This is a genomic window from Chlamydia sp. 16-02, assembly GCF_042235055.1.
Classification (GTDB): domain Bacteria; phylum Chlamydiota; class Chlamydiia; order Chlamydiales; family Chlamydiaceae; genus Chlamydia.
The window spans coordinates 1,020,051-1,038,091 of sequence record NZ_CP114172.1; the positions used below are offsets into that span (position 1 = coordinate 1,020,051).

Consider the following 18,041-nt stretch of genomic DNA (forward strand, 5'->3'; position numbering starts at 1 on the left):
TACATGCTAATATTTTTTTGAGATTTTTCTACTCTGTTTTTACTGGGATATTCCTATCTTTTATAAGAGTTTGGAATGGGAACTATGGTTTGACAGAAACGTTAGTAAAGCATAAGTCTTGGTATAGAATTCAGATGCGGAGTATTGTGGATAAGAGCATAGCGCTTTTATTTATTTCGCCTCTTAACACGGTTTTAGCTAGGGAATTTTCTTTCTTTAGCTATCAAAAAATAGACGCGCTTGATTTTGTTTTTATTTAAAGATTATAGTGATTTTTTTTAGGGAGGCGTGATTATGAAACTAGCACGTACGGTTAGTGTTGCTGTGACGGGTGGAACAGGGCAAATTGCCTACAGTTTTTTGTTTGCTTTGGCTCACGGTGATGTTTTTGGTAATGATTGCGGCATTGATCTACGTGTATATGACCTCCCAGGTTTAGAAAGAGTGCTTTCCGGTGTTCGTATGGAACTCGATGATTGCGCTTATCCTCTTTTACAATCCCTACGTGTCACAACTTCTTTGGAAGATGCTTTTGATGGTATTGATGCGGCCTTTTTAATAGGAGCAGCACCTCGAGGTCCTGGAATGGAACGTTCGGATCTTTTAAAACGTAATGGAGAAATTTTTTCTCTTCAAGGTTCAGTGCTAAATACTTCAGCTAAACGAGATGCAAAGATTTTTGTTGTCGGCAATCCTGTAAATACCAATTGTTGGATTGCTATGAATCAGGCTCCAAGATTGAATAGAAGAAATTTTCATTCTATGCTGCGCTTAGATCAAAATCGTATGCATACAATGTTAGCGCATCGTGCAGAAGTGCCTTTAGATGAGGTTACTAATGTTGTTATTTGGGGAAATCATTCTGCAAAACAAGTTCCCGATTTTACTCAGGCATTAATTTCAGGAAAATCTGCTGTAGAAGTGATAAGCGATCGTGATTGGCTTGAAAATATTATGCTACCTTCTATCCAAAATCGAGGAAGTGCTGTGATTGAAGCTCGTGGAAAATCTTCCGCAGGATCAGCTGCTCGTGCTTTAGCAGAAGCGGCACGCTCTATTTTTCTTCCTAAAGATGGGGAGTGGTTCTCTACTGGAGTATGTTCCGATTATAATCCTTACGGTATTCCTGAAGATTTAATTTTTGGTTTCCCATGTCGTATGTTGTCCTCTGGGGATTATGAGATTGTTCCTGGATTATCTTGGGATGCCTTTATAAAAAATAAGATTCAAATATCCTTGGATGAAATTTCTCAGGAAAAAGCGAATGTCTCTTTGTTATAGCGCAAGTTAGTGGGGTGATTTATGACTCAATCTTTTGATGTATTAAGTCAAAATGCTTTTAAAAAGATTTTTAATAAACAGCGATTTCTTTTTATTTTTTCTAGTTTGTGCTGTTTTGGTTTTGTTTTTGCCATGTTTTTAAAACTATGTTCACAGTTTGTTCTTAGTTTTTCATTATCAACATTAGGACTGGGAGCTTTTTTCTCTTCTTTTAGTATTGTTTGTGCTTCTGCTGTGATCGTACAGGCACTTTTAAAACAAGAATCCACGGGAAATGTGGGTAAAATCATTTCAGCATTTCATAAGAACTGGAAATCACTTTGGCTATCACTGCTTGTTTCTATGCCGTTTTTTATAGCGATGGTTGTAGTAAGCACAGTAATTTTACTTTCAGTATTTTTAAGCTCTTTACCTTGGATTGGTAAATTCTTCCATACCCTGCTAATTTTTGTTCCTTACCTTTCAGCAACAACTTTGATCTTGCTATTTCTAGGTGCTTTTGTATCTCTATTTTTCTGCATACCTGCTTTAAGTGATCAGGATAGCATTGACTATATGCACTTACTTCGTTGTTTTCAGGGAAATGTCTTAAACCAATCCATTGGATTTATCATAGCAGCAACACCCTTAGCTTTGTGTAGCTGGTTAGCTTTAGATTCGTTTTATTTGATGTCACATTTAGTCTGTTTATCAGATATGAATACAGGATCATTTTTGATGGAAGTTTTGGTATTGGTTATGCCAATAGCATTAATTCTTACACCTGCAGTTTCCTTTTTCTTTAATTTCTCTTTTGATTTTTACTTAGAGAAGCAAACCTCAAAAGAAAATCTAATTAAAGAGTGAATAGAAACTCTTTAGCGACATAGGCTGTAGATTGTTTTAATACAGCCTGAGCGAGCATATCCCCGGTAAGACCGTGATAAAGTAGACCTTTGGATCCTAAGCCACCTAGGAACCAAAGGTTTTCTTTTATTCTACTAATTATAGGTAGGCGAGTAGAACTTGATGAACGCATTCCTGCGTAGTAGTTCAGAATCTTTGCTTCTTTAAGAGAGGGAAATAATGAAAGAACAGGAGGCATGATTTCGTTATAGGCGATAGTTTCGTCAATAACAGGTTCAGGCTGGTTATGTTCGAAAGTTGCTCCTAAAATACAAGTATTATTTTCTGTGTTTGCCACCATATATTTATGCGCATTGATACTGAATTGTGGCGTCGCTAGGTCTTCAGGCCAAGAAATTTCTATAAGCTGACCTTTTACATTAGATAGAGGAAGCTTCTGTAATTCGGGGAGAACCTGAGCATTAGCTCCTGGAGTTACAATAATGTGATCGTAAAACTCTTCAATATCTTCAATATTTTCTATAAGCTCATCATAAAACTGTGTACCAAGATTAGCACAGGCATCCCAAAGACCGTTGATGTAGGCATTATTATTTATAGTGACTCCGTTCTTTATAAATAGAGCACCAAGATTGGCAACTATACCCGGAACTGTCATTTCACAACGTGCTTTTTCCCACCATTCTAATTCATTAGGGAATTCTTCAACGCGTTTCATAAAAATTTCTGCTTGTTCATCATCTACGGCTGGGCGAATGATTCCTCGAGAAAGAACAATAGGAATATTTAATGCTTTGCTAGCTTCTGTGATTAAGCCATGAGTAGAGGTAATTCCTAGATCCGCAAGCGGAGGTTTACTAGCTTTTTTCCCAGTAAAGCCATGAAGGAGACCTGAGGATAATCCCGATGCGCCATGACCTAAAGGAACGGGATCGAAAAGATCTATTGTTGCTGTTCCCTGAGAGTGTAGTAGCAAATGCCAAGTTACAGAAAGCCCAGCATACCCTGCTCCTAAAACTGCTATACGCATACATTTACCTTGAAATCTAAGATCTTAATTAAGAATTTGTCTCTATATCTACTTCTGAGAATAAGCAAATAACGTATTAAATAACAGAGAGGAATGCAGAAGAAAATAAAGAGGAACTAAAGAAAAAATGAGAGAGACCCGAAGGCCTCTCCCAAAGGGTGATTGGGATCGTTATAAACGGATTTTTTCCGTTGAAAAGAGGAAAATCGCTAATAACGCTAACAAAGCAATTATTGTAATTTCTGTAACCTCTTTTTTTGCAAAAAAAGTTTTAGCGTTCTTACCTTTCTTACCAGCGTCTACGTAGAATGGAATACCTAAGGCTAAGAGAATGATGGCCATAAATAGATAATTTAAACCTCCAGCATAGATCAACCAGATAGAATAAATAACACCAAAAATTCCTGTATATTTTGCAGTCGAAGACTTAATTGGTCCTTTATTTGGATAATTTTTATCTTTGCTGAATTTAAAAAGAAAAGCGGCACTTGCTAAATAGGCAGGTAAAACCATCACTCCTGTGATGCTCAACATCGTATTCCACGCATTTGTTGAAAAATATACGAGAAGCATAGCGATTTGCATAAGAGCACTCGTTATATATAACGAAACTTTAGGAGAATGCACAGCATTTTCTATTGTGAAGATCTCCGGGAATGTACCATTTTTTGCTGCAGAATAAGGGATCTCTGCAACAATCATGGTCCAAGATAACCAACTGGAGAGTATGGCTACAAGAAGACCTATGTTCATTAAGACCTCACCCCATTTCCCTACGAGAATATCTAATACTCCAGCAGTTGAAGGATTGGCAATACCAGCAAGTTGATATTGAAATAGGGAACCAAAAGGTAAGATGGATAAAAGTATATAAACAGTTAAGCATCCTACAAAACCTAATATGGTAGCTTTCCCAACAGCACTAGAGCTTTTTGCACGTGCTGACATAACGACAGCACCTTCGATTCCAATGAAAGCCCATAAAGTTACTAACATTGTACTTTTTAACTGGCTAGTTACTGATCCTAGTAATGGTTGTGTTTTTGTGGCTGTATGTCCCCAAAAATCCGTTTTGAAAATAGCAAGCTTGAACAGGAATGCTGTGATAACAATAAATACAATAAGAGGAACGAGTTTACATACGGTTCCGATAATATTGATGAAAGATGCCTGACGGATTCCTTTAAGGACTATGAAATTGAAAACCCATATAAGAATAGAGCCTCCAATAATTGCGGGGATAGTATTTCCTCCTTTAAAATAGGGAGGGAAAAAATAATTCAATGCATCCATGGTCATGACGGCATAACCGACGTTACCAAAGATTTGGCATAGCCAATATCCCCAACCAATAGTAAATCCTACATAAGGTCCAAACCCTTCTCGGCTGTACATGTAGATCCCTGTTGTTAAATCGGGGCGTACTAATGAGAGAATTTTAAAAGTATTGGCAATAAAAAACATGCCTACGCCTGTCAAGATCCATGCTAAGATAATAGCTCCTGCTCCCGCGGATGCCGCCATATTTTGGGGAAGGCTAAAAATTCCTCCCCCAATCATAGAGCTAATTACCATACCTGCTAAAGCTATGGCCCCAAGGTTTTTCCCGGTTTTGCCCCCATTAGAAATCATGAATTCTCCTTATCTAATTGTTGCCGGATCGGCATTTTCAAAGTTGAGAAATCCTAATGCAGTTAATGAGAAACCGTACTTTTGCTTAATATTGATGTAGTTATGGAAGTATTGAAATTCACTATGTTTGACAACAGAGCGAAGATCTAGTTCATGTTGTAGGGATTTTTTTAACCACATTTTTGCATGGGATTCTGCGATCTCATCATTGATCCATGTAGGGAAAAATTCTACGTATTCTGCGGCCCATCCACCGATAAGCTCGCCATTTTTATCCTGCCCCCAGCAGATGCCAACACCTGTAGCAATTGCGTGAGTGCCGTCTACTGTCGCGGCCCCGCGTCCAGCCATGATTACTTCTAAAACAGCACCATGTTTGAAGAATTTAACACATTGATCCACGGGAACAATATTCCCAAAAAGTTCTTTAGGTAATACGGATGTATAGGGAACGATATTAAAATTTTCGACTTTCGCTTGTAAAAGAGCGGAGTCATAGCAGAAAGTTTCGAAAGGTTGAGGAGGCATTCCATCGTCAGATTCTCCTACTCCTCCCGTGTGGAAGGCTAATGTTGGGTAGCGTGTCCCGTAAGGCATGTATAAACTCCTAAGGATGTAAATAATGAGGTTATAGGATTAGGTAGAGAAGTTAGCCCGAACACCGTAAACTTTAGCAGAACGTTTATCAGGTCTCCGTGCTGGATGAATATAAATTTGTAGATCTGGAGTTAGAGAAATATGAGGTCCAAATCCTATAGTTGCAAATGTTTCTATTACAGTTTCATATTTACGAATTTTTCTTTCTGTAACGACCTTGGGATTCACCTTGCTCATCGAGCAAGCAGCTCCAAAAAGATCTTGAGAATTACGATTTATTGGATTTGCTGATGCTAATCCAAGAACATACGAACGATTAAGATTTACTGCTGTTCCTGTGGCTCCATTCCATCTTCCAAATACATAGAGTTTTTCCCCGAAATGCTGCCCGAAATTCAATGACCATCCTGTTGTTTGGGTAGGCTGTTGGGGGACCTTTCTTGTAGAATAGATCAATGCGGAATATTGTCCACTACCTAGAGAACTTTGTGGTGCCCACGAGAAATAACCATAGAAATTATATCGATTTCTTGTGAGGTTATAGACATCAAAAGAGGTGCCTAAAATGTTATAGGCATCCTGAAAGCCAGCCTGGATATTTATAGAAGGTGTAGGTGTAAATTGTACATAGGCACCAACACTCCCTAAGGAATATGTCGCACTAGCATTTTGTGATAGTGCATAGCTTATGAATCCGGATTGCTGATCGTTATCGTATAAAGTTCCGTCTATAGAATATAAGCTATATTGACCTAACGAAACGGTAAGCATTTCTCCAGGGAATGTCTGAGAGAATGTAAGTTGTGATAAGGTGTTGGCTCGAGAGCTATAATCGTTGATCCCGCCGGCGATGCCTGTAGCATTATTGGCATTTTGCGCGTTGTTTCTCCAATAACGTATTAATGTATAGGAGAAATCAATACTCCCTACGCCTGCTGTAGGGTTATTGTATAACTGCCAAGAGATGCTAGGACTCATGTAAAATTGCCAAGTTGGCTGCTTTTCATCGATTGCTGTTAGGGCACCTTTTTTAGGATAAAACCATTGAGGGAGAATAGTAAAATCCACAGATATTTGAGAGTTAGTCTCTTTCTCTATCGAGTGTAACAATTTTGAGATCGACAACCCCTCATCGCAAGGGTGATCTTCTAAGACATTACGTACTGGGGTAAGTATGTGACGACGAGGTTCTTGGCGTAAGGTTTCAGATGATTCTGATGTCGCAGGTAGGGAGGAGATATCAGAATCTTTAGCGTTACTTTTTTTTAGTCTTTCGGAGTATCTATGATGATGATGCTCAGGATGATTTGGATCGATTCCATAAGCGGGCATCGTCAACATACCGTAAGTACATAGAGCGGTTAATAGAGAAGAACGAAAAGACGCCATGAACTACCAAAAGAAAAGATACGCTGCTCTTTGTTGTGACTCTAAAAAAAAGAAGTTTTTTTATGCCATCATTTTTGGTGGAAGTTAAGGAATTATTATTTTAACACTACTCTGTCATTTGATGTCTTAAGAGTAGGGCAGCAGCTTCATTGCTAAGGAGTTTTTGAGAATATGTATATTGAACCTTAGAGATTTCTGGGATGTATACTGGGGGTAAGAATTTCTGAGCTGTATAGGTAATCCCTAGATAGGAAATTTTTTTTAATTTACATAACTCACCGATACGCAAAACATTTTCCTTGCGATTATCAATATAAATGATCTTTTCAGGATGAGCATCTATGGCATCTAGAAATAATTGCAGCCCTGGCCCTTTATGCAATTCTTCTCCAAATAACACTCCTGAAGAAAAGAGAATCCCTTTTGGTAGACGAGTGGGTATGGCGGGAGCTGTACGATCTAATTTTAGGTTTAAGCTTTTCAATTGTTGCAAGGTGATATTTTCTGAAGAGAGTTTACGTTCTGTATAAGCAAAAAGCGTTTTCTTTTTTTCGTGGATCTTTGTAATGAGAATTTGCATAGCATTTTCTATAGTTTTTACAGATCCTTTTTCTTGAAACTCTTCCCAGTAAGGGTAAGTAGTTTCCCAAGCTTCGTTTTCAGAAAGCCCTAACTGTTGAAATACCTCTATTGTTTTCTGTAACCACAATGATTGTGTTAACGCCTGGGCACCTTCTAATAACGTGTCATCGAGATCAAATATTAACCAAAAGTCACTGCTATCATAAAGGATATCCCCTGCAATCTCATGAATGGATTTTACCTCTACATAACGTGTGGTTTCGCTACTATGAATAGCTAGAGGAAAAAGAAAAAAGAAAAATAGCCAATATCTTTGCATGTGCTTTCAAATAAAAAATTTTGAAAAGCATAAAGCAAAACAAGGATTTTTTACATGGTATTAACGATATTTTCTACGCTAATACGGAATCTCTCGCCATCCTCTTCGGAGAGTTTTTCAGGAAACCATAGAGAAAATTGTAGTAGAGCTTGCTCTGCAAACATTTCATATCCGTAAAGGATACGGCATCCTCTCTTTTTAGCTTTTCTTGTGTAGTGAGATTCTTTAGGTAATGTATTGATATCGATAATTACTGGAGAGAAGACTTCAGGGATTTCCACATTAGGAGGAAGGCATAAAATTAGAATATCTATATTGTGATTTTCTGATAGAGAGTTTAAAGAAAACGCATTCCCATTACATAGCTCAGCGAGTTTTTTAGCATTAGCTTCTGTTCGGTTGAAGATGCTAATACGAGCTCCTGAATAAGCAAATGTCGTTGCTATAGCCATTGCTGCTCCTCCAGAACCTACAATAGCTACGTGTGTATTTTGTAAGGCAATATTTTTGCGTTTCAAAAGATTTAATAGTCCCGAACCGTCTGTATTGTATCCTGTGATCTTATTATTATTGAAAACTAGAGTATTACAAGACTGGCAATGTTTTACAGAAACATCAAAAATATCGACATAGTCAAGAACATCGGTTTTAAAGGGCATCGTTACACTAAGCCCTCGAAAAGGAAGATCTCGCGTTAGGGAGAAAAAGTCTTTAAGTTCTTGAGATGTTAAAAGGATTTTTATGTAACTCATCTTCATATTCAGTTCTGAGAACAGCTTATTATGAGAGAGATGACTGATACTGCGATCTACAGGATTACCAATAAGACCATAGATACTGGCTTCTGAAGAGAGATTTGCATAGTTATATGCTAATAAATCTTCTATAGAAAGTTGCCCTGGAGCTACTTTGGGAGCGTTTATTCCCGAAGCATAATTAATAGCATTTTTCATTAATGGCGAAAGGATACGAGAGGCGACGCCTTCATTTCCCATGCAAAGTAGTGTAGTATTTTCGGGAAGATGTTTTTTTATTTGTATATAACGCAGGGTATCTATGGATTTGGTTGAAGTGATTGCGATTTTATAATGATGAGCTTGTTGTTTTAGCATGTCATTATAAAGATTCGGAACGTATTCTGAGGTTTTGCTATGATAGGAAAGGATAATCTTTATATTAGGATATTGATTTTGGATATTTCTTAAAGCTTCTCTAGGAAAATCTTTATCGATATCAAGATAATCAGGTTGTAATTTTGCTAGTTCCATAGTGCGTTCTATCCATGCCGATTCAGATAAACTAGCGTGCTTTTTTAATGTAAGAATAGGTTTCTTTGCTAAAGAGACCAAATGTTTCAGCTGATCTGATGATAGAGATAAAAGACAGTCGATACGTAATTCTATACTATCTACTAGAGGTAACGAGCGTAAAAGTTGTTGTTTTGCTTCAGAAAAAGAAGGACCGCTAATCGTTGCACATAACATGACATTCACTTTTTAGAACTTCATAAAGGATATCCATTTTTGGTGTTGCACAATAGGTGCCATTATATGGAGCAACTCTTCCTAAATGTTCTATCATGACCATTCTTACGGCTTTTTTCGATAGATTTTTCTTATCATAACCGAGTGTGTTGATAATATTTTCCGGATTGTAAAATCCGTTATGAAGATGTTGTGGAATCAAAGACCGTAGCTCTTCAAGAGTTGTAGGTAAACAGAAATGTTTTAATAAATTATATAACTGCTCAATAAGATAAGGATTTTTCATAATTCCCGATTCTAGAGAAATTTTCATTTCTATTATCATTCCTACACTTACTGCTAATCCATGAGGGATATAACCTTTGGATAATGTTTCTATTGCATGGGCAATCGTATGACCGAAATTAAGTATTTTTCTTAGATTCTTATCTTTAGGATCTTTGGCAACGATAGCAGCTTTAATCATGCAGTTCCTTTTAATAAACTCGTTCAGAATTTCCCGGGAAGAAAAGAGCATATCACTATAGTTATGCAAAAACTCCCATATATATGCATCGGCAATACATCCGTGCTTTATGGATTCAGAAATTCCGTGAAACCATTCTCTCCTTGGTAATGTCGCTAAGAACTCAGGACATATCCATACATCTTTCGGAGGATAAAAAGTCCCTAGACGATTTTTTAATCCCCGTAAATTGATGCCATTTTTCCCACCAATGCTTGCGTCAATCATTGCTGTCATTGTTGTGGGAATTAAAAATAGCTGAATTCCTCGACAATATGTAGAAGCCAGGAATCCGGCCATATCTAAAACTATACCTCCACCGATACCAATGATTGTAGATCCTAAAGAAACATCTTGATCAACCAGCTGATTTTGTAGGGAAATAAAGATTTCCCATGTTTTATTTTTTTCTCCAGGAGGGAATGTCAGCAGGATTACCTTGTAACCTAAAGAATCCATGAAATCTAAGATGGGAGGAAGAATTTCTTCTGCCACATGGAGATCGCTAATAATTACAATAGGAAAGTCTATAGATATTGAAGAAAATAACTTTTTATTGAAGAAATTCTCCACGAACTTAACGTTGTGCGGATCGGAAATAAAATTCTTTATCATAGCTTAGCACACCGTTGTTGTAGTAATAAATCGGCAAGAACAAGATTTACCATTGCTTCTACAACGCCCACAGCCCTTATAGCTACACAAGGATCGTGGCGACCTTCTTTTTGTGTAGTATAAATAGTTGGCTCTCCCGATTTTGTTACTGTGAAGCAGGGTTTCCTAATTGAGGATGTAGGTTTAAATGCTACGCGTCCGTTTAGAGGCATTCCCACAGTAATTCCTCCGAGTGAGCCCCCACAGTTATTCGACCCCATAGAGATCTTTTCATCCTCAATGATAAATGGATCAATGTATTCTGATCCAAATCTATCAGCAGACGCAAATCCTAAGCCAATTTCAAATCCCTTGGCAGCGGGGATACTCATAAGTGCTGAGGCTAAAACTGCCTGCACTTTATTAAATACAGGCTCGCCAAGACTTTCGTGAATAGGAGAAGTGATAAAAGATACTACTCCACCTAAAGAGTCTTGTTCATTTTGTAGATTAGTCAATATTTGGAAAATAGAATCATTATCGAGAGGAGAAAAGAAAGGAGAGCTATAGATACTTTGGGCAAATTCGTTAGAGAATTTGGGATATTTTTCAATAGATTCTTTTCCGATTTTGGATAAGAAGGCTAAACAATAAATATCATAGTGAGCGAGAATTTTTGCTGCGATAACCCCTGCAGCTACGCGACACGCTGTTTCCCTAGCGGATGACCTTCCTCCCCCTAAGGAATCTACAATACCATATTTTTTTTCATAAGCAAATTGTCCATGACCGGGACGATAACGGTCATCTTGCTTACGGTACACATCACTCTTTACATCGGTATTGAAAATTTGAAGGGAAATAGGTGTTCCCGTTGTTTTTCCCTGATATACTCCGGAAAGAATGTGAACGATATCGTTTTCTTTGCGAGGAGATGTTCCAGGTTTTCCCGGAGATCTACGTGACATTGCGGATATGAAATCCTCAGGTTCAAGCAATAAACCTGCAGGACAACCGTCAATAACAACCCCAATGGAGGAGCCGTGAGATTCTCCCCACGTGGTCAAAGAAAATAAAGAACCGAATCGATTTCTCATTGATTTAGTAAAGTATTAAGAGATTCACATGCAGATAACAATGAATGCTGGTCTAGGAGATTTACATGATCTAGAGGAAAACTATAATTTGCTACACGTTGCATATGATCTATACGTTGTTGTAAGATTTCTTCTACATTGGGCGCTCGCTTTAATCTTTCAGGAAGGCCGCGCTTCAAGAGTCGTTTATAAATTTCAATAACAGGAAGAGACAGGTAAATCAAAGTTCCCCTGTTTTTAATTATGGCACAAGCTTCTTGATGCATGATTGTACCCCCACCTAAAGCTACGACGCTATCATCTAGGGGTAAAGAGCGTAGGGCCTCTATTTCTAAAGATGTAAATGCCTCGTCTCCAACAGCTTGAAATATCTCGCATGCTGAGGAATATAGCCCGTTGCCATAGTTACTTACAATTAAATCATCAATATCAAAGAAAGAAATCGATAGATAATTAGCAAAGGCACGACCCAGCAAGGTCTTGCCTACTGTTGGTAGTCCGCACAGAAATAGGTTCATAGTATTCCTGAATATTTGTGTGTAGGGAATTTAAAATCTGTATAAAATTTGGAAAAGTTTTTTTAATACATTCAGTATCAGAGATAGTACTATCTCCAGAGGCGTACATCGCTGCTATGGATAACGCCATCGCTATTCTGTGATCATTATGGGAGTACATAGAAGCTCCATATAGAGGACTAGGATTGATGAGCAAACCGTCATGACAAGGTTGAATGCATGCACCCATTTTTTGAAGTTCTTCAGTAATAGCGGTAATACGATCGCTTTCTTTGTCTTTAGCTCCTCGAGCATTATATAGATGTGAGGGGGAAGTAGCAAAGCAACAGAGAACTGCAAGAATAGGAAGAGCGTCAATAAAGGGATCCATATCTATATTCCCACCAGAAAGTATTGAGGGGAAAACAATAACCGTATTATTTTCAAAAACAATATTTGCTCCCAGTTTTCTAAGGAGAAAGAGCAATTCTTTATCTCCCTGGACATCGTCTATATTAAGATTTTGCAAGTATGTGGGATGTGGGGATTGGGAAAGTAGTGCAGCAGCGACAAGAAATGCTGCACTACTAAAATCACCCCCAACAGTATAGGAAAAAGCTTTGGGTTGAGCTTTTCCTAAAAATGAATAGGTATCCTCTGATTGTGAATAGGGGATGGCTAATTGTTCTAACCACCATAAGGTCAATTTAAACCAAGGTCGTTCTTTAGGATTGATTATAGTAAAGGAGAATGGGCCTTCTGCTAAAGAGCATGCCATTGCGAGTGCCGAGGCATATTGCGAATCGTCTCCTAAGACTTCAGTATATCCTGAAGAAATAGGTCCTGAAACAGAGAGGGGAATTGTGTGTAGATCTCCTTGATATGAAAACGTGGCTCCGAAATTTTCTAAGGCTTTGATTAGTGGAGCTATGGGACGCCTTTGTAGTTGAGAAGATCCTATAATTGTTATTTTTTCAGAGAATATTGCTGCAATTGCTGTGAAAAATCGAAAAACAATCCCTGAACTTCCTGCATCGATAACTGTATTTTCTGGTAATCTAAGATTCGAGGTTCCTGTAATTTCAAGAGATGTAGATTTCTTACGAATCTTTGCACCAAGTTGCTCACAAGCTTGAATCATCACTTCTGAATCAGGAGAGTCCAAAGCATTATCTATTATTGAAGTGCCATGAGACACAGAAGCCCAGAAAATTGCTCGTAGAGTATGGGACTTCGATGGGGGAATACAAACATTCCCAGAAATGGAGGAGGGAGAAATCTTATAAGCAAGCATTTTGGCTAACTTATTTTAGTTTTCCAAAAGCTTGCCTGAATCGCTATTTATCGTCTAAGGAAATGTAATTCCCATATAAGGTTAAACTGAGCAGGTTATTTCTGTTAATTTTTCTAAATAGCTTAGTAATTGCAAGCATAGTGTGCTTTCAAACTCGCAAGCATAAGAAAGAAGTTCTTTTGCATGGGGTATTGTTGCTAATTCTGATTCCATTTCTGCTAAATGTTCTTGCTCCTCTAAGATTATGGATTTTATTGTAATCTTGCTCCCCGCGTCTTTTAAAACATTATGATAGATAGGATAGAGTTCGGAAGCACGCATTTCTATAGCAGAAGTTACAAGTACATAAGCAGTGGTTTTTAATGTTTGTCCGGAAAGATGGTATTGATTTTTAAGCACCTTGCATGTGCGTAAATCTAGAAGATGCAGATAATACTTTATTCCATAAGTGCCTAGCATTTGTTCTAAGGAGTAATCGAGGAAAGGTTCATTGGATATTCTTGATATTTGTGTTTTTAGATAAAATGCGTGACGGAATTCTTCAGCAGCATGTTTTAATACCTCTCTTTTTACTTGTGTTGGATGCTCGCTAGCAGAGATTTTTTTTGCCCCACAGTTCTCTAAAAACGATAATGTATTGATCCATTTGCTATGTAGATCATCAGAGGCAACTATATTTTTAAGGACAGGTTGCCAACGTGTTGCACAGGATGCAAATGTTTTTATTGTAATCGTAAGCATAGGGCCTCCTGGAGATAATGATAAATTCTATGAAGGTCTTCCTCATGGATACAATAAGGAGGAAGCACGTAAATGGTATTTCCTAAAGGACGTAAAATTATGTGGTTTTCTATAAAAAAATTATAGAGTGTATCACGTAGATTAGAAAAATACCCTAATGAAGCTGTGGGATAGTCTATAGCAAGCACTGTTCCTAACACATCACAACGTTGCCAATGTGCTCCATAATATGATTGGAAGTGTTTATGGCAATTCTCAATCATTTCTCGTTGTTGTCTACATTGAGGAGATAATGTCAGATCTAAAGAAGCTAGAGCTGCCGCACATCCTAAGGGATTTCCCGTATAGGTATGGCCATGGAGGAATGCTTCTCTACGGTCTTTAGATATAAAGGCTTGATAGATCTCTTCTCGAACTACAGTCACAGCAAAGGGAAGAAATCCCCCTGTTAATCCCTTAGAAAGGCAAATTATGTCAGGAGGTGTTTGCATAAGTTCTGAAGCGAATAATGGTCCTGTACGTCCAAATCCTGTAAGAATTTCGTCAGCTATGCATAGCACACCATAATGTTTGGCGATTTCTAGGATAGTGTTCAATCCTTCAGGATTATGTACACGCATACCTGCCACGCCTTGTAAAACAGGCTCATAAATAAATCCTGTAATTTCTCCAGTAGCAAATAGAGCTTCTGCTTGTTGAATAGAAATATCTTCTTTTCCGTAGTAAGGAGGTTCTATAGTGTCAGTAGGAAAAAATAAGGATTGGAAAGGTTTGTTGATATCTGCAGGTCCTACTACAGACATAGCCCCGAAAGTGTCTCCGTGATAACCATTTACTAAAGATACAAAACGTGTCTTTTTTATTCCTTGATTGTAGAAATATTGTAAGGAAATTTTCATCGCTATTTCTATGGAGCAGGAACCATTATCAGAAAAAAAACAGCGTTCTAGACCTTCTGGAAGAATTTGAGTAAGTTTTTGAGAGAGCTCTTCAGCAGGAGAATGTGTAATATTAGAAAAAATTACATGCTCTAGTTGATGAGCTTGTTCGGATATCTTCTTGGCAATGTGCGGGTGAGTGTGTCCGTGGAGGTTGCACCACCAAGAAGATATAGCATCGAGATAGGCTGTTCCAGATTCTGTATAAAGATAAGCACCTTCTCCACGTGTAATATGGATAGGATTATGATCTAACCCGGGCTGAGCAAAGGGATGCCATATCTTAGAATATGTTCTTTTTGTGGGAGTATATTTTACATCGTGAGGCATAGCTTTTCTTCTTTAATTTTCCATGTTTCCTTCCATAGATTCGCGTAGTCTTGTACGATCTCTTTAGACACAGTAGTTTCGTAATTTAAACGTCCTAAAAAAGGCACTCCTGTCATATTAAGTAGCCATTTTTCTTCTTCCTCAGAATATTGATTAAGAACCATACCTAAGATATTTAATTTTCTTGCTTGCATGGCTTCTATTGTTAAACATGTATGATTAATGCTCCCTAGATAACTTTTACTAACAAGCACCCAATAGCATGGCCATTTGGCGAAGACATCTCCCTGTAAGGAGGTTGGTGTACACGGCGAGAGAAAACCCCCAGAAGTTTCAATAATCAATGTAGCTTGTGTTTCTGGAAGGGAGATATTCTCTTCATGAATAAGAATATTATCAATTTCTGCTGCTTGATGTGCTGCTAGGGGATGGGTAAATCGGTAAGCTTCTTTATGACATAAAGTCCCTGAGAGTTCATGAACTACCGTGCTATCGGAATGCTCTAAGGACCCTGCTTGTATCGGTTTCCAATATTCCGCCTGAAGTAAATTAGTTAAGATCGCACTAACAAAAGTTTTGCCTACTTCTGTATCAATTCCTGCTACGATAATATGCATAAGCTTTCTTGAATTTCGTATAATTTATTCAAAAATTCTGTGATTTCACTTTTTGTATTAAATGCGTGAAGACAGATACGTAATAGCTCTTCTTTTCGCTTTACTGTCGGGCTCACAATAGGACGTACGTCAAATCCAGAATTTTGTAGTTTATTAGCTGCAGTACGCACTTGTGTGCTTCCTGGTATACATAAGGATTGAATTGGGGTATTTTCATTATCTTGAAGAATAGGCAGTTGCATACCCCTGGCATTTTCTCGAAAATAAACGATGAGCTCTTGGAGATTTTCTCTAGAAATTGTAGCGTTTTCGTTGTATTGATAAGCGAGGTGTATCATTGTAAATGCATGCGGAGGTAGAGCAGTTGTATAGATAAAAGGACGAGAGAAGTTAATAAGATAGTCTTTAAGAAGACGACTTCCTACAACAGCTGCACCGTGAATTCCTAAAGCTTTTCCAAAAGTATATACAGTTGCTGCAACATCATTTTGTAAACCTAAAGCAGCTACAAGCCCTTCTCCCTTATCTCCAAAGATGCCTATAGAGTGAGCCTCATCAACAATAAGATGAGCAGAATATTTCTTACATAATTCACAGATAGTTTTTAGGGGAGATACAGAACCGTGTAGAGAATATACAGATTCTACACAGACAAACGTTTGTCCGCAATGAGGCTGTGATAAACGTTTTTCTAAATGTTCCATATCATTGTGACGAAAGGGAATGCCTTGAGCTTTAGAAAGACGAATTCCGTCATGAATAGAAGCATGGATATATACATCATGAATTACACGATCGTCCTGAGAGGCTAATGCGGAAATCAATCCCAAATTTGCTACGTATCCAGAATTAAATATCAATGCGCTTTCTCTATGGTGATAGGCGGCAATATATTTTTCCACATGATCTGCTAAAAGAGACTGCCCTGTAAGCAGACGTGATCCTGTAGAACCTAGAGAATATGCGTAATCTAATGTATTAGAGAATGCTTGTTTCAAGTCTAAAGACCTAGCAAAGCCTAGATAATCATTAGATGTGAAATCTATAGTTGCTGAGGCTGTTTTTAAAGTTCGATACGTATTTCTATATTTTTGTTTCTCTAATCTTTCTGTTAACAGGTCGTAGATTGGCATGGCTGCCCTCTTTTCATTGAGAATGCTGGTCGATGGCGCATTCCAAGTAAATTCAGCATTTCGGTATCTTCGTTCATATCGTTGTTATCTACGGTTAGGAGTTTCTCTCCATAGAAAATAGAATTCGCTCCAGCGATAAAACATAGCGTTTGCTGTTCTACAGATAAGAAAGCACGTCCTGCAGCAAGGCGTACCATAGAATGAGGAAATACAATACGCGCTGTAGCTATTGTGCGTAATATTTCCCAAAAGGATATCGATTCTTGATCTTGAAGGGGAGTTCCCTCTATAGGCCAGAGTACGTTTACAGGCACAGATTCTGGCATGCGCTCTCTACAAGCTAGAGTATGGAGTAATCCAACACGATCGTCAGCAGTTTCTCCCATGCCAACAATCCCACCACAACACGTGCTAATTCCAGATTTCTCAACCACATCTAAAGTTTTCAAACGATCTTCGTATTTTCTTGTAGTAATAATAGTCTTATAAAATCCTTCCGAAGAGTCTAAATTATGATTATAGGCATAAAGACCGGCCTCATAAAGTTTTTCGGCTTGACTAGCAGTTAACATTCCTAAAGCACAACAAACCTCGGCACCCATGTTTGTGATACCTTTGATCATTTCTAAGGTGCGGTCAAATTGATGATTATCCTTTACTTCTCTCCAAGCAGCTCCTAGACAGACACGCGTAGCCCCGGAGTCTACAGCATGTTTTGCTCGATCCATAACCTCAGTAATTTTCATCATGGGTTCGGGTTTGACACTAGTTTGGTAGCGGGAAGATTGTGCGCAATAGGCGCAATCCTCAGTACAACCTCCAGTTTTTATCGAAACTAGATAACAAGTTTGTAATTCTGAATGGGGAAAGTTACTTCTTAGTATAGCATTCGCTCTATGAATTAATTCAAAAACAGGAGAGTCGTATACTTCTTTAATAGCTTCTAATGACCATTGTTCAGGGCATTCATTCATAAATAATATTTTCCTAGAAAGAGATTGAAAACGTAGACAAAGGAGACAATTCTTAACACAGAATCTGTAGAAAGTCAATATTAAGGGATTTTTGAAAATCCATGTTAAAGTATTTAAAATTAGAAAGATAAGCGTTTATTTTATTTAAATTTAAAACTAAC

The 18,041-nt window shown here is 37.9% G+C and carries 17 protein-coding genes; 2 read left to right on the forward strand and 15 right to left on the reverse strand.

The features are described from left to right. Positions 1-294 precede the first annotated feature (294 nt). Together O1W70_RS04415 and O1W70_RS04420 are read left to right on the forward strand one after the other, a co-directional pair. On the forward strand, positions 295-1,281 hold the full coding sequence (locus O1W70_RS04415) for a malate dehydrogenase (RefSeq protein WP_332381612.1): 987 nt from the start codon (positions 295-297) through the stop codon (positions 1,279-1,281). A 21-nt stretch (positions 1,282-1,302) separates the two neighbouring features. Continuing rightward, positions 1,303-2,127 (forward strand): hypothetical protein, encoded by an 825-nt coding sequence (locus tag O1W70_RS04420; protein WP_332381611.1) that lies wholly within the window; start codon positions 1,303-1,305, stop codon positions 2,125-2,127. Here O1W70_RS04420 and O1W70_RS04425 read toward each other — a convergent pair. The 15 genes from O1W70_RS04425 to bioB all read right to left on the reverse strand — a co-directional run bounded on the left by O1W70_RS04425 (position 2,117) and on the right by bioB (position 17,880). Next, positions 2,117-3,157 (reverse strand): FAD-dependent oxidoreductase, encoded by a 1,041-nt coding sequence (locus tag O1W70_RS04425; protein WP_332381610.1) that lies wholly within the window; start codon positions 3,155-3,157, stop codon positions 2,117-2,119. The genes O1W70_RS04420 and O1W70_RS04425 overlap by 11 nt on opposite strands. A 171-nt stretch (positions 3,158-3,328) precedes the next feature. After that, positions 3,329-4,789, reverse strand: coding sequence for an amino acid permease (locus O1W70_RS04430; protein ID WP_332381609.1), 1,461 nt, complete (start codon positions 4,787-4,789; stop codon positions 3,329-3,331). A 9-nt stretch (positions 4,790-4,798) separates the two neighbouring features. Continuing rightward, on the reverse strand, positions 4,799-5,386 hold the full coding sequence (locus tag O1W70_RS04435; protein WP_332381608.1) for a pyruvoyl-dependent arginine decarboxylase: 588 nt from the start codon (positions 5,384-5,386) through the stop codon (positions 4,799-4,801). Between the two features lie 39 nt (positions 5,387-5,425). Beyond that, complete coding sequence (locus tag O1W70_RS04440; RefSeq protein WP_332381607.1) at positions 5,426-6,775, reverse strand: carbohydrate porin; 1,350 nt, start codon at positions 6,773-6,775, stop codon at positions 5,426-5,428. Between the two features lie 106 nt (positions 6,776-6,881). Beyond that, on the reverse strand, positions 6,882-7,676 hold the full coding sequence (locus tag O1W70_RS04445; protein WP_332381606.1) for a DUF2608 domain-containing protein: 795 nt from the start codon (positions 7,674-7,676) through the stop codon (positions 6,882-6,884). Positions 7,677-7,726: 50 nt separating this feature from the next. Then, positions 7,727-9,160, reverse strand: a complete 1,434-nt coding sequence (locus O1W70_RS04450; protein WP_332381605.1) for a bifunctional 3-dehydroquinate dehydratase/shikimate dehydrogenase — start codon at positions 9,158-9,160, stop codon at positions 7,727-7,729. Next, positions 9,141-10,280 carry a 3-dehydroquinate synthase gene (gene aroB, locus O1W70_RS04455; RefSeq protein WP_332381604.1) on the reverse strand — a complete coding sequence of 380 codons (1,140 nt, stop codon included), beginning with the start codon at positions 10,278-10,280 and terminating at the stop codon, positions 9,141-9,143. The genes O1W70_RS04450 and aroB overlap by 20 nt, the downstream gene beginning before the upstream one ends. Then, the gene (gene aroC, locus O1W70_RS04460) at positions 10,277-11,356 is read right to left on the reverse strand and encodes a chorismate synthase (RefSeq protein WP_332381603.1); all 1,080 of its coding nucleotides are present in this window, start codon (positions 11,354-11,356) and stop codon (positions 10,277-10,279) included. Before aroC ends, aroB begins: the two co-directional genes overlap by 4 nt. After that, positions 11,353-11,874, reverse strand: a complete 522-nt coding sequence (locus O1W70_RS04465; protein WP_332381602.1) for a shikimate kinase — start codon at positions 11,872-11,874, stop codon at positions 11,353-11,355. The genes aroC and O1W70_RS04465 overlap by 4 nt, the downstream gene beginning before the upstream one ends. Further along, positions 11,810-13,147 (reverse strand): 3-phosphoshikimate 1-carboxyvinyltransferase, encoded by a 1,338-nt coding sequence (gene aroA, locus O1W70_RS04470; protein ID WP_332381601.1) that lies wholly within the window; start codon positions 13,145-13,147, stop codon positions 11,810-11,812. Before aroA ends, O1W70_RS04465 begins: the two co-directional genes overlap by 65 nt. Before the next feature lie 81 nt (positions 13,148-13,228). Then, a complete protein-coding gene (locus O1W70_RS04475; protein ID WP_332381599.1) occupies positions 13,229-13,888 on the reverse strand; it encodes a hypothetical protein in 660 nt (219 codons plus the stop codon). After that, positions 13,870-15,156: an adenosylmethionine--8-amino-7-oxononanoate transaminase gene (gene bioA, locus O1W70_RS04480; protein ID WP_332381598.1), complete on the reverse strand. Its 1,287-nt coding sequence runs from the start codon at positions 15,154-15,156 to the stop codon at positions 13,870-13,872. Before bioA ends, O1W70_RS04475 begins: the two co-directional genes overlap by 19 nt. Beyond that, positions 15,141-15,773 (reverse strand): dethiobiotin synthase, encoded by a 633-nt coding sequence (gene bioD, locus O1W70_RS04485; RefSeq protein WP_332381596.1) that lies wholly within the window; start codon positions 15,771-15,773, stop codon positions 15,141-15,143. The genes bioA and bioD overlap by 16 nt, the downstream gene beginning before the upstream one ends. Next, a complete protein-coding gene (locus O1W70_RS04490) occupies positions 15,758-16,906 on the reverse strand; it encodes a pyridoxal phosphate-dependent aminotransferase family protein (RefSeq protein ID WP_332381595.1) in 1,149 nt (382 codons plus the stop codon). The genes bioD and O1W70_RS04490 overlap by 16 nt, the downstream gene beginning before the upstream one ends. Then, positions 16,885-17,880: a biotin synthase BioB gene (bioB, locus tag O1W70_RS04495; protein WP_332381593.1), complete on the reverse strand. Its 996-nt coding sequence runs from the start codon at positions 17,878-17,880 to the stop codon at positions 16,885-16,887. The genes O1W70_RS04490 and bioB overlap by 22 nt, the downstream gene beginning before the upstream one ends. Positions 17,881-18,041: the final 161 nt, after the last annotated feature.